16 protein-coding genes are annotated in these 11664 nt (G+C 43.5%); 9 read left to right on the top strand and 7 right to left on the bottom strand.

From position 1 onward, the window contains the following. Positions 1-46: 46 nt before the first annotated feature. The 3 genes from AB6E51_RS09820 (at position 47) to AB6E51_RS09810 (ending at position 1931) form a co-directional block, all read left to right on the top strand. Positions 47-958, top strand: coding sequence for a transcriptional regulator (locus AB6E51_RS09820; protein ID WP_017063403.1), 912 nt, complete (start codon positions 47-49; stop codon positions 956-958). A gap of 1 nt (position 959) precedes the next feature. Further along, positions 960-1475, top strand: a complete 516-nt coding sequence (locus AB6E51_RS09815; protein ID WP_017063402.1) for a regulatory protein ToxS — start codon at positions 960-962, stop codon at positions 1473-1475. Positions 1476-1610: 135 nt separating this feature from the next. Then, positions 1611-1931, top strand: a complete 321-nt coding sequence (locus AB6E51_RS09810; RefSeq protein WP_017062204.1) for a SelT/SelW/SelH family protein — start codon at positions 1611-1613, stop codon at positions 1929-1931. A 24-nt stretch (positions 1932-1955) separates the two neighbouring features. Here AB6E51_RS09810 and yfcE read toward each other — a convergent pair whose 3' ends face one another. Genes yfcE through AB6E51_RS09785 form a run of 5 tightly spaced genes read right to left on the bottom strand, consistent with a single transcriptional unit; the run spans position 1956 to position 4818 of the window. Then, entirely contained in the window at positions 1956-2501 is a 546-nt protein-coding gene (gene yfcE, locus AB6E51_RS09805; RefSeq protein WP_017068995.1) for a phosphodiesterase, read from the bottom strand. A 47-nt stretch (positions 2502-2548) separates the two neighbouring features. Further along, the gene (locus tag AB6E51_RS09800; protein WP_017062206.1) at positions 2549-2956 is read right to left on the bottom strand and encodes a CBS domain-containing protein; all 408 of its coding nucleotides are present in this window, start codon (positions 2954-2956) and stop codon (positions 2549-2551) included. Continuing rightward, entirely contained in the window at positions 2953-3303 is a 351-nt protein-coding gene (locus tag AB6E51_RS09795; RefSeq protein WP_017062207.1) for a P-II family nitrogen regulator, read from the bottom strand. The genes AB6E51_RS09800 and AB6E51_RS09795 overlap by 4 nt, the downstream gene beginning before the upstream one ends. After that, the gene (locus AB6E51_RS09790) at positions 3293-4087 is read right to left on the bottom strand and encodes a DUF1538 domain-containing protein (RefSeq protein WP_017066002.1); all 795 of its coding nucleotides are present in this window, start codon (positions 4085-4087) and stop codon (positions 3293-3295) included. Before AB6E51_RS09790 ends, AB6E51_RS09795 begins: the two co-directional genes overlap by 11 nt. Beyond that, the gene (locus AB6E51_RS09785) at positions 4084-4818 is read right to left on the bottom strand and encodes a DUF1538 domain-containing protein (protein ID WP_017072437.1); all 735 of its coding nucleotides are present in this window, start codon (positions 4816-4818) and stop codon (positions 4084-4086) included. The genes AB6E51_RS09790 and AB6E51_RS09785 overlap by 4 nt, the downstream gene beginning before the upstream one ends. Before the next feature lie 289 nt (positions 4819-5107). Here AB6E51_RS09785 and AB6E51_RS09780 point away from each other — a divergent pair, with 289 nt between their 5' ends. The 6 genes from AB6E51_RS09780 to AB6E51_RS09755 all read left to right on the top strand — a co-directional run bounded on the left by AB6E51_RS09780 (position 5108) and on the right by AB6E51_RS09755 (position 10223). Beyond that, entirely contained in the window at positions 5108-6022 is a 915-nt protein-coding gene (locus AB6E51_RS09780; RefSeq protein ID WP_372056258.1) for a TIGR01777 family oxidoreductase, read from the top strand. Positions 6023-6065: 43 nt separating this feature from the next. Next, positions 6066-6893 (top strand): SDR family oxidoreductase, encoded by an 828-nt coding sequence (locus AB6E51_RS09775; protein WP_017061923.1) that lies wholly within the window; start codon positions 6066-6068, stop codon positions 6891-6893. Between the two features lie 396 nt (positions 6894-7289). Beyond that, entirely contained in the window at positions 7290-8144 is an 855-nt protein-coding gene (locus tag AB6E51_RS09770; RefSeq protein ID WP_017061924.1) for a co-chaperone YbbN, read from the top strand. 197 nt (positions 8145-8341) lie between these two features. Next, the gene (locus AB6E51_RS09765; RefSeq protein WP_017063395.1) at positions 8342-9271 is read left to right on the top strand and encodes an SPFH domain-containing protein; all 930 of its coding nucleotides are present in this window, start codon (positions 8342-8344) and stop codon (positions 9269-9271) included. A gap of 3 nt (positions 9272-9274) precedes the next feature. Next, positions 9275-9724 carry an NfeD family protein gene (locus AB6E51_RS09760; RefSeq protein WP_017061926.1) on the top strand — a complete coding sequence of 150 codons (450 nt, stop codon included), beginning with the start codon at positions 9275-9277 and terminating at the stop codon, positions 9722-9724. A 319-nt stretch (positions 9725-10043) separates the two neighbouring features. Then, a complete protein-coding gene (locus AB6E51_RS09755; protein WP_017061927.1) occupies positions 10044-10223 on the top strand; it encodes a hypothetical protein in 180 nt (59 codons plus the stop codon). 64 nt (positions 10224-10287) lie between these two features. Here AB6E51_RS09755 and cueR read toward each other — a convergent pair whose 3' ends face one another. After that, positions 10288-10680, bottom strand: coding sequence for a Cu(I)-responsive transcriptional regulator (gene cueR, locus AB6E51_RS09750; RefSeq protein WP_017061928.1), 393 nt, complete (start codon positions 10678-10680; stop codon positions 10288-10290). Positions 10681-10773: 93 nt separating this feature from the next. Beyond that, a complete protein-coding gene (locus AB6E51_RS09745) occupies positions 10774-11577 on the bottom strand; it encodes a DUF2057 family protein (RefSeq protein ID WP_017063394.1) in 804 nt (267 codons plus the stop codon). Positions 11578-11664 lie beyond the last annotated feature (87 nt).

Here is an 11664-nt window from a genome sequence, read left to right as displayed (position 1 = left end):
ATTTGTCTATTTCGCCCCCCAAAACAATCCAAAATAGAAGAATTCAATGAGTAATATCGGCACAAAGTTTATTCTCGCACAACGGTTCGTATTCGACCCAAACAGCAATTCACTTGTCGATCAAATGAGCGACGGTGAAGTCGTACGTCTTGGTAGCAATGAAAGCCGCATTCTCTTGATGCTGTCAGAAAGGCCTAATGAAGTTATCACTCGTAATGAATTGCATGAGTATGTTTGGCGAGACCAAGGCTTTGAGGTGGATGACTCAAGCTTAACGCAAGCCGTATCGACTCTGAGAAAGATGCTCAAAGACTCGACTAAATCTCCTGAATTCGTAAAGACAGTACCGAAGCGCGGTTACCAATTTATTGCGACCGTTGAGCGCTCTGCGCCACTGTCATCAAATGATCAGCCAGTAGCCGCTGAAATTGCAGAAAATGACGTTGAACCTATCCTAACGTTTGCAACGCCTGCAGCGACTGAACAAGCAATCACTGACACATTTGAACCTGAGCCAATTACAAAAGTTCAACAAACTAAAGTGGCAGTAGAACCAGCAACCGCTCCTGTTGTAGCTCCGGCTAAAAGCACCAATAAATGGTTAACATTTTGGTTACTGCTTGCCGCTTTCATCATGCCGATTCTCGTTTTAACGTTTACTACCCCGGTGGAGTCCGAGTTCACGGTTTTGACTGAAGTGGATGGTGTAAAGGTTCAATCACCGGTTAACCACCCAGACCTCAGCAGTTGGCTGCCAGCAATAGAAAAGTGTGTATTAAGTTACAACACGAGTCACACTGGTGTGTTAAAGCCGGCTGAAGTGATCGCTACAGGAGGACAAACCAATAACCTTGCCCTCAATTACATTCACCCGCAAGATTACTCGAGCGAAAATGTAACCCTAAGAATTTACGCAAACCAGTCGGATGTAAACGACATTTGTAACGGTGGTAAGTAACATGAAATTAAAAGTATCGATTATCTTACTGGTTCTATCGGCATTTTTGAGTGGTTGGCTATATTGGAGCAGCAATGCAAAAGTAGAGCGCTTGCTCACTCAGCATGAATGGCAGTCGAGAATGGTGACGCTGATTAGCGATAACAAGCAAGCTGACTCAATAGGCCCACTTCGTAGAGTTGAACTATCATCGAATGCGAAATACCTACCAAATGGTACATATTTAAGAATGTCAGTGGTTAGACTTTACGGTAATCAAACTGAGCCTGCGAATGTCATCAACATCTCTGAAACGGGTCAGTGGGATATTAACGATAACTACTTACTGGTTTCGCCAACGGAGTTTAAAGATGTGACCTCGGCTCAGCGCCAAGACTTTTCAGAAGAACAGCTAGAGCTGATCACTCAAGTCATTAAGATGGACGCAGAGCAAAGCCGCCGCATAGATATTGTTAACCCGAAGGCACTGCTACTGACTAGCTTAAATCATGGTTCTACCGTATTGTTTTCAAACTAAGATTGGATCGCTATTTACTGTTTATGAATAGCTGAATACCATGAAACGGTAAACCAATAGAAAAAAGGGGCATGAAGCCCCTTTTTTGTTAGCCGTTGGTATCAAATTACGGATGTAGCATTTTAAGGATTAACCATGAAAACGGAACAACCTAATCTGGCGCCAGCGAAAGAGACAGCAACAAAAGCCACAATCGCGATACACTATTGCCGTCAATGCAATTGGATGCTTCGCTCTAGTTGGTTATGCCAAGAGCTACTGCATACCTTCAGTGAAGAAATTGAACAAGTGAGCTTACACCCAGACACAGGAGGCAGGTTCGAAATCTTTTGTAATGGTGTGCAGATTTGGGAAAGAAAAGCAGATGACGGTTTTCCAGAGGCGAAAGTTCTGAAGCAAAGAGTACGAAACATCATTGCTCCAGACAGAGATCTCGGCCACGTGGACTCAAAATAAGCCTTTCACAGCCGATCCAATGATTTAAAGCTGACCACTCACGAGAACATCACCTTCAAGGCTAATGACTTTGAAGGTATTGTTTTCATAGATGCCATAGCTTGCCGCGTGTCCCTCTCGTGGGAATGTCACCGAGCTAGGGTTAAAGATAAAGATGTCATCTTGGTATTCGGCGACAGGAATATGGGTATGACCGTGTGCAATGATATCGCCCGCCTTCAACGCAGGGCGTTTATTGGTGTTGTACAAATGGCCATGCGTTAGGAAGATACGCTGGCCTGATTCTAATAGCACCCACGAGTAATCCATCATCATTGGAAAAGACAACAACATCTGATCCACTTCGCTATCGCAGTTACCACGAACGGCAATGATCTCTTGAGAAAACGCATTCAACTTATCTGCAACCGCCGGCGGGTTGTATCCTTCTGGAATCGGATTTCTTGGTCCATGATTCAGAATGTCACCCAATAGAACTAAATATTGCGCACCAGATGCTTGGTAGAGTTCTAATACCTTTTCTGTTGCTGGCAGCGAACCGTGTAGGTCTGAAGCAAAAAATAATTTCACACGTACTTCTCCATAAAATTTATGAGCCTATTGTACGTATCTAAATGCTACACGTCATCTCTCGCCATACCATTGATCACGATATTATTGTAACTAACCATACCGACTATCTTGTTATCACGAACTACTGGCGCACGACTGATACCAAAGCGTTCAAACAGGCGAGCGCAATACTTTACGTTCATCTCAGCAGACACGCTTAGCGCTGGCTTGGTCATGATCTCATAAACATTGGTTCGCTTTGGAGATCGGTTCTTAGCCAGTACTTTCTTGGCAATGTCATTCATCAATACGATGCCGTATTCGTCATCTTCGTGGCGCTTATCGACAATGATTGCCTTCACTTTGTGCTTTTTAGCCATCTCTATCGCTTCTAACACCGTGGTTAGCCCATCGATAATCACATACGTATTGGCCATGACATCGCCTACTCGGATCTTTTCACTGGTACTCATAGCTCATCCTCCACAACCTTAGTTAATGTCTCGACTTGATGTGCAACCCCGACTGCATCTTCGATATCGATCTGCACCGCTATACCTTGTCCTGACTCTTGGTCAAACTCACCGACTTCGCCAATAGTTTCAAGAATATGCCTAGCTAAGTGTTCCTCAACCACAAACAGCAACACATCTTTTTGTACCTCTAGCGTTAGGCCAAAGAAGGTGGTTTTTTGGTTTAAGCCTTGCCCTCTGGCGTTGTTAATCACCGTTGCTCCAGTCGCGCCCGCATCACGCGCGGCATCGAGCACAGTGTCGGTCTTGCTCTCTTCTACAAACGCTAGGATAAGTTTAAAGCGCATCTTTGCTCTCCTTAGAGGTATGTAAACGGTTTAACCATTGTGTTATTTGGGCATAGCCCATCACTGAAATGATGGGAAATAAGCTGGCAAAGGCGATCAATCCAAAGCCATCAATGACAGGATTTCTTCCTGGTACGGTTGAAGCAAGTCCAAGCCCGAGCGCCGTCACTAAAGGGACTGTCACCGTTGATGTAGTGACGCCACCCGAATCGTAGGCTAATGGGATAATGAGTTTTGGGGCGTAAAAGGTTTGAATGACCACGACGACATAACCAAAAATGATGTAGTAATGGATCGGGTCACCCGCAACGATACGGTAGCTGCCCAGAGAGATACCGATAGCAACGCCCAATGCCACGGCGATCCTCAGCCCATTGACGCTGATACTGCCACCGGAAACTTGGTTCGCCTTAATCGCTACAGCTATCAAAGAGGGCTCGGCTATCGTGGTGCTGAAACCAATACAAAACGCAAACAGGTAAACCCAGTAATAATCAAACCAAACCAAAGCAAGACCAGAACTGATCTTAAACTCAGTCAAAAAGCTTGGCTCGGTGAGTTGCATTGCCATCGTCTCCCCTAGAGGGAATAACGCGAGCTCCAATCCCATCAAAAAGAGTGATAAGCCAAGAATGACGTAGAAGAAACCGATCAGCACTTTGGCTAGGTTATTGACTGGCTTTCGTAATACCGCCAACTGAAAACCGAAGATGATGATCGCAATCGGGATCACATCCATCACAGTGCCGAGAAAGGTGTCGATAAATTGTTGAACACTGATCATGTCACCACCATCCCGTACACCATGACAAACATCATCGGCAGCAACGAAGCAAACGCGATCAACCCAAAACCATCTATCATCGGATTACGCCCTTTAATTGCCGAGGCTAAACCCACCCCTAACGCAGTTACTAATGGGACGGTGATCGTCGATGTCGTTACTCCACCAGAGTCATACGCAATTCCAATGATGTTTTCCGGAGCAAATGCAGTGAGCACGACCACTCCAATATATCCACCGATGATCATGTACTGGATTGGCCAACCTTTTAAGATTCTCAGCACACCGAGTAAAATAGCGATACCGACTGACAGTGCCACAGTAAAGCGCAGGCCATTGGCATACTGCTCCATTTCATCTAACGTATTGGGGATTACACCTCCCTCAGCTGCCACTTCTGCGGCTTCGGCAGCGACTGCGGTTAACGCTGGCTCGGCTATGGTGGTACCAAAACCCAAACAAAAAGCGAAGATCAATAACCAGAACACACTCCCCTTTCTGGCAAATGCTTGAGCCATCGATTCGCCAATTGGAAACAACCCCATTTCAAGGCCAAAGATAAAGAAAGTGAGTCCAAAAACGACGAGCACTAAGCCAGTCAGAATAGATAAAAGATGAGGAAGTGGCTCTTGTAAGACAGCAAGCTGGAAGAAAGCGATTACCGCCACGATTGGCAATAGATCCCTCAGGCTACCTAACATGGATCGAAACAAAGCAAGCACCGCCGTCATCGCAATTCCTTGTCGCTGATTATGAATTAATAATAATCATGGCAAATCCTTATCATTGCTTATGTGACAAATATTACGCAGTTGGTAACATATCCGAGTAAAGTGCATAAGTGTGATGACGGTACACATCCTGACTTGATGAATTTAATTTCACTCCTTTGTAAATTGAAAAAGGCGTAATTTGGGCATCACACGATTGAAACCTTATGATCGTTATAGTGATTTTTTCGTATTGATTGGCGACTAAAAACAAGCCATGTCTATAATTATGTTTAATAGGGAGATTGGTATGAAGATATTGTTAACGGGTGGTACTGGATTTATTGGCTCTGAATTGGTCAAGAGTTGGAACACTGACGACGTGACATTGCTGACGCGGAGTCCTGAAAATGCGAAGCAAAACCTAAATCACCTCAACCAGAACAACCTTCATTACATTCAATCCCTTGATGAGCTCAGTGATCTCAATGACTTTGATGTGGTGGTCAACCTCGCGGGTGAGCCGATTGCCGATAAGCGTTGGAGTACAGAACAAAAAGAGAGGATCTGTAACAGCCGCTGGCACATCACTGAAAAGCTGGTCGAATTAATTCATGCCAGTAGCAACCCGCCACACGCTTTTATTAGCGGTTCAGCCGTGGGTTACTATGGCGATCAACAGCAGCACCCGTTTGACGAGTCACTGCAAGTAGAAGATGAAAGCTTTCCTCATAAAGTCTGTGCCCACTGGGAAGAGATAGCCAAGAGAGCACAATCAGAAAGCACACGCGTGATACTACTGCGAACAGGGGTTGTACTTGGCGAGAATGGCGGCGCACTCAAGAAGATGCTATTGCCTTATAAACTCGGCGTCGGTGGTCCAATAGGTTCAGGTGAGCAGTACATGCCATGGATTCACATTCTCGATATGGTGAGAGCCATCAATCACTTGTTGTCACTCCCCCACGCTCAAGGGGAATTCAATATGTGTGCCCCTCACCCTGTGACCAACAAACTGTTCAGCAGCACGTTAGCGAAACAATTAGGCCGACCGCATTTCTTATTCACGCCGAAATGGGCAATGTCGATTCTCATGGGGGAATCATCTTGTTTGCTATTTGACAGCATTCGCTCCAAGCCGAAGAAACTCACTGAGATGGGATTCATCTTTAGTTACTCAAGAATCGAGCCAGCACTAAAAAACTTGTTACAACATCAAGACTAATTCTTTACCCTAGAGCGATAGAGACTCTAATAAAGGATTAAGTGTGAACAAGTCGATTCTGATTACCGGTTGCTCAACAGGTATTGGCTATACATGTGCTCATGCACTTCAAAAGCGTGGTTTTCATGTCATTGCATCTTGTCGTGATCCACAAGATGTTCAACGCCTTCAAGATGAAGGCCTCACCTGTATTCAATTAGATCTTTCCAACCAAGAAAGTATTGAGCATGGCGCCAAGCTTGCTATTGATCTCGCACCTAATGGATTGTATGGATTATTCAATAACGGTGCTTACGGTCAAGCAGGGGCACTAGAAGACTTACCGACCCAAGGACTCAGAGAACAATTCGAAACCAACTTCTTTGGTTGGCATCATCTCGTCTGTCAGATCCTTCCGCACATGCGCGAGCGTGGCGAAGGTCGAATCGTACAAAACAGTTCCGTATTAGGTTTTGCAGCCATGAAGTATCGTGGTGCTTATAATGCTTCTAAATTCGCGATTGAGGGTTGGACAGATACCTTACGATTAGAACTGCATGGCAGCGGTATACAGATCTCATTACTGCAACCAGGGCCAATTGAGACTCAATTTAGAACCAATGCCTTGAAAGCGTTTAATAAATGGATCAACATTTCTGGCAGCGCCCACCAAGACGCTTACCAACAACAAAAAGATCGACTCGAAAAAGAATCATCGAATAACGCTTTTGTCCTGCCTCCAGAAAGTTGTATTGAGCCGGTATTCCATGCTCTCACCGCCGACAAACCCAAGCTAAGATACCGAGTTACGACCCCGACTAAAGTGTTCGCGGTATTGAAAAGGATTCTACCGAGTCGCTTGCTAGACCCTATTTTGAGAAAAGCTGCATAAATTACTAACTTTGAATGCAGAGTCGCAAACTTTAATGTAACGATGTAATTTTTCCGTAACAATAAGATGTCATGATTATCCTATCCCATCAGTTATTCCCAATTGATGGTTCTACTCTGGAAATCTCATGACTTTAAACCGCCTTAATTGGGTAGGTGTGGGTCTGGCGATTACGTTGTTTATTCTGTTTTGAGTATCTCACGCAACGCCTCACTGACTACCTCGATGATAACGCTATGCCTTCCATGTTGAGATAACAATTATATCAACATCGAAGCATAGCGTTTTTCTATTTTTGGTTCTTTTTATCCGAGATAACCGAGTTAGATCTTGAAGTTACCGACTAATCCCCCCATATTTGCAACGTATCCACAAAACAAACCTCAAGGAACGTAAATGCAATCTCCGCATATTGTTGAACTTAATGAGCAGAACTTTCGTCAAGTATTAGAAGGTTCGATGCAGACCCCTGTACTCATCCATTTTTGGGCACCAATGAGCCAAGAGAGCGCCCAAGTCATTCCTGAACTGCAAACTTTAACTCAGCAATACAACGGCGCCTTCACCTTAGCCCTGCTCAATTGCGAACAAGAGCAAGCTATTGCTAGCCAGTTTGGTGTTCAAGCACTGCCCACTATTGCACTGTTTGTTAATGGTCAGCCAGTCGATGGGCTCGGTGGCCCTCAAAGCATAGAAGCTATTGTCGATATGCTCAGCAAACACCTTCCTAGCCAAGATGAACTTGCTTTGCGTCAGGCTCTTGAGCAAATGCAAGCTGGCGAGCACACACAGGCACTAGCAGCAATGCAGCAACTTCCAGCAGAGCTGACGAATAAAGGTGAAGTAAAACTGGCGATCGCAGAGTGTTTGTTAGAAACGCAACAATTTGACCTTGCTGAAACTCAGCTAGCAACTATCCCTCTTGAGTACCAAGACAACTACTACAAAGGCTTAGTTGCAAAGCTTGAACTTCATAAACAAGCAGCAGACAGCCCTGAAATACAAGCATTAGAAGCCGCTCTTCAGCAAAATCCGAGCGACGCTAAAACAGCATCTGAATTAGCATTGCAATATCACCAAGTGAACCGCAGTGAAGAAGCTATGGATCTATTATGGTCTTTCCTAGCCAAAGATCTTAATGCTCTCGATGGTGACATGAAGAAAGAGTTCATGGACATCTTGAGTGCGCTTGGACAAGGTAACCCAGTTGCCAGTAAGTACCGTCGACAACTGTACTCTCTGCTTTACTAGTTAAACCTAAAAAGCCGTAGATTAAACATCGAAAATTGACAATTCAATCAATTAGTTTATCGCATAATAGAATGTAAAATGGGCCATAAAATCAATGATTTATGGCCCATTTCTCGTTTATAAATTTGCTCAGAATTTAAATATGAGCCAGTATCAATACTGAACTATCAAAAACTCAAACTTGCAAAGGATTTTGTATGCCTATTGATACCTTGATTACTATCGGCGTCTTTACTGCCGTCGCACTGTTATTTATCTTCGCTGGCGTAAAAACCGTTCCACAAGGCAACAACTGGACCGTTGAACGCTTCGGGCGATACACACACACCCTTAAACCGGGTCTTAACTTAATCATTCCATTTATTGATAAAGTTGGACAGCGCATCAGCATGATGGAGCGTGTTCTCGACATCCCAGCACAAGAAGTCATCTCCAAAGATAATGCAAATGTGGTTATCGATGCGGTTTGTTTTGTTCAAGTTATCGACGCGCCTAAGGCAGCTTATGAAGTGAATGACCTTGAACATGCGATCCGTAACTTAACCCTCACCAATATCCGTACTGTGCTTGGCTCGATGGAACTGGATGAGATGCTGAGTCAGCGTGACATGATCAATACCAAGCTACTGAACATCGTTGATGAAGCGACAAACCCTTGGGGCGTAAAAGTCACCCGTATCGAAATTAAAGACGTACAGCCACCAGCAGACCTTACTGCTGCGATGAATGCCCAGATGAAAGCCGAGCGTAATAAACGTGCTGATATCTTAGAAGCAGAAGGTGTACGACAAGCTGAGATCTTGAAAGCAGAAGGCCACAAGCAATCAGAGATCCTGAAAGCAGAAGGTGAGAAGCAAGCGGCAATATTGCAAGCAGAAGCCCGTGAGCGTGCCGCAGAAGCAGAAGCTAAAGCGACAGAAATGGTATCAACGGCAATTGCTCAAGGTGACATGCAAGCGGTCAATTACTTCATTGCACAAGGTTACACCGACGCATTGAAATCTATAGGCCAAGCTGAAAACGGCAAGATCATCATGCTACCACTCGAAGCAACTGGCCTTATGGGTTCTGTAGCGGGTATCGCGGAGATGTTTGCACATAAGAATGACAAAGGTAGTAAGGACTAACTTATGGTCGAATTACTAGAACAAGTAAACCACTGGCATTGGTTAGCGTTTGGTCTAGCATTGTTAGCGCTTGAGCTAATTGGAACCGCTGGTTACTTTTTATGGATAGGCATATCTGCCATGCTGGTCGGTGCCCTATTAGGAGCATTACCAATTGGTTGGCAGATGCAATGGCTGTCCTTTGCTAGCTTCTCTCTTATTACCACTTGGTTGTGGTGGAGAAGACAACTCTCGAATGACAAGCAATCGGATGCAGGGCGAGAGTTAAACCAAAGAGAAAAGCAATTGGTAGGTCAAACCGTTATTTTAAGTGAAGACGTAAAGAAAGGTAGCTGTCGAATTAAGTTCGGTGACTCTTCTTGGTCAGCAAAGGCCAGTCAAGATATTCCATCTGGAACCGAAATTAAGATTGTCGCTTTAGACGGAATCGTTCTAATAATAGAACCTTTATAAACAAGAGCTATATGAAGCCTGCATTTTCAATAAATGCAGGCTTTTTCTATTTTTGAACCTTAATAATATTCGAATTATCATTGCGATAGATTGAATTGAAAAAAAAATAAGTTCTTATTTCGTAAAGCTAAAAAGTTTGATTGAGCTAAAAAGGTATAAGAAAGCCAGATTTCTTACCCAATATATATATGAATAGTTAACCTTACTCTCGCTTATTTATAATTATTAAAAATGTTAAGTCCGTCCAATTTTTGAAATTTTCTTTTCCTTGTCCATACTTTCAATTATCTCAATTAGAGATAAACCTAATGGAGTTTGTATGAGACATTTTTTAATAATTCTAACGGCTATTTTCAGCTTGTCATTTGGAAGCGCTCTAGCGAGCAGTCAGTCTCCTGGTAACGGAAACATGGGGCCTATCGTTAAGTGTTCAGATGGTAACGCAGTCACTCATGTACCACTGTTGATCTGTAAACATTACGGCGGAAAGGTGCTGTGATAGGTGATTAAAGTCAGGCTAGTAATGAAATTGCTGCCTGACGATTATTTAGAACTGGAATAACCTAACTGCGGCCAGATAGATTATTCAAGATAGGACATTCCGTTGAAGTATCTCCAGGGCAGTCATGTACCCAAGATTGTAGCTGCACCTTCATCTTGTTTAACTCCGCAAGCTTCAACTCTATTTCATCTAACTTCTGAGTAGCCTTCTTCTTTACTTCGTAGCTTTGTCTGTTGGGATTCATTGCCAACTCAACCAGTGACTTACACTCATCGAGAGTGAAACCAACCATTTTAGCTCTCAAAACGAACTCTAACTGTTCGATATGAATCTCGCCATATTGCCTGTAACCATTTTCTGATCGGTGCGGTGGGCTCATCATGCCTTTACTTTCGTAAAAACGAATGGATTTCGCTGTTGTACCAACACGCTTCGCTACTTCACCAATATTCACAATCTTACCTGTAAGCCTAAAATGAAAAACCGCAGTACTGCTGTTATACAATACTGCGGTTGAAAAACATAGCTAGAGACTTACGTTAGAAGCCTACTCTTGCTCTAATAGCCAAATCATAGTTTGAGATTTTTCTTCGCTGTTTAGCTTATTGAACCAATATGAAACCATTTCGATTTCTTTTGAGCCTTCTAGTGATGTTGGGGTAGCGTTTTTACGATTCTTGAATGCCCAATCAGTCACAGCAGCTTGCTCTTCTTTTGTCGCTTGACCATACCAGTAATTAACCATCTCTTGAGCTTGAGACGCTTTTGGTTCTTCAGCAACTACAGCCGCAACAGGTACCGCAACCGGAGCAACAGCGATAGCCGTATGATTATTTGCACCGTTATAAATTGTGTCGATATACGCTTTCGGCACAATGAAAGTTGTACTCATCACTGAGTTTTGTCCATCAAGTGTAAATTCTAAATTCTTTTTTCTTGCTTGCTGGATGTCAGCTTCGCTCAATGGAAATTTAATATACTGAGTCTTTGTGCAGTGTTCGCTGCAGCTCTCTCTTGGAAGTTGTCTCTCTTCAAGGTCTATCGTCTTACCAAAAAAGCTAACGGTTTCGTATTCTTTATAGCTCTGGAAATAGCTTACATCCATGGTAATGGAAGATTCTGGAGCCGAATTCTGCGTTATTTCTTTGTTGTATGTAAAGTAGAGTGACGATTTCAGGATGTCTGCCCCGACATTCGCTTTACTTTCCGCTACATAAGATTGCCCAGTCACTTGAATGTAGCCACCTTTTGGCTGTACATCAGCAACTGAGTCTGCAAAATTACTTTGTGAATCGAGTGAACTACAAGCTCCCAAAAATAATGATAATACGACTACACTAACTTTATTCATTATGACTAATTCCTTATGTTCACTATGGAAAAACGCTGGCAAACAAAATTTACCAGCGTTTTGATTTTTATCTAACTGTTTAAGCTA

It is taken from the genome of Vibrio sp. 10N.247.311.47 (assembly GCF_041467535.1).
Classification (GTDB): Bacteria; Pseudomonadota; Gammaproteobacteria; order Enterobacterales; family Vibrionaceae; genus Vibrio; species Vibrio crassostreae_C.
This window is presented reverse-complemented; position numbering and strand designations above follow the sequence as displayed.

Excerpts from the sequence above, each read along its gene's own strand:
- AB6E51_RS09795 (WP_017062207.1), bottom strand. The coding sequence starts at position 3,303 with ATGCGCTTTAAACTTATCCTAGCGTTTGTAGAAGAGAGCAAGACCGAC.
- AB6E51_RS09765 (WP_017063395.1), top strand. The coding sequence starts at position 8,342 with ATGCCTATTGATACCTTGATTACTATCGGCGTCTTTACTGCCGTCGCA.
- AB6E51_RS09745 (WP_017063394.1), bottom strand. The coding sequence starts at position 11,577 with ATGAATAAAGTTAGTGTAGTCGTATTATCATTATTTTTGGGAGCTTGT.
- AB6E51_RS09760 (WP_017061926.1), top strand. The coding sequence starts at position 9,275 with ATGGTCGAATTACTAGAACAAGTAAACCACTGGCATTGGTTAGCGTTT.
- AB6E51_RS09770 (WP_017061924.1), top strand. The coding sequence starts at position 7,290 with ATGCAATCTCCGCATATTGTTGAACTTAATGAGCAGAACTTTCGTCAA.
- AB6E51_RS09800 (WP_017062206.1), bottom strand. The coding sequence starts at position 2,956 with ATGAGTACCAGTGAAAAGATCCGAGTAGGCGATGTCATGGCCAATACG.
- AB6E51_RS09820 (WP_017063403.1), top strand. The coding sequence starts at position 47 with ATGAGTAATATCGGCACAAAGTTTATTCTCGCACAACGGTTCGTATTC.
- AB6E51_RS09780 (WP_372056258.1), top strand. The coding sequence starts at position 5,108 with ATGAAGATATTGTTAACGGGTGGTACTGGATTTATTGGCTCTGAATTG.
- AB6E51_RS09790 (WP_017066002.1), bottom strand. The coding sequence starts at position 4,087 with ATGATCAGTGTTCAACAATTTATCGACACCTTTCTCGGCACTGTGATG.
- AB6E51_RS09815 (WP_017063402.1), top strand. The coding sequence starts at position 960 with ATGAAATTAAAAGTATCGATTATCTTACTGGTTCTATCGGCATTTTTG.
- AB6E51_RS09755 (WP_017061927.1), top strand. The coding sequence starts at position 10,044 with ATGAGACATTTTTTAATAATTCTAACGGCTATTTTCAGCTTGTCATTT.
- AB6E51_RS09810 (WP_017062204.1), top strand. The coding sequence starts at position 1,611 with ATGAAAACGGAACAACCTAATCTGGCGCCAGCGAAAGAGACAGCAACA.
- AB6E51_RS09785 (WP_017072437.1), bottom strand. The coding sequence starts at position 4,818 with ATGACGGCGGTGCTTGCTTTGTTTCGATCCATGTTAGGTAGCCTGAGG.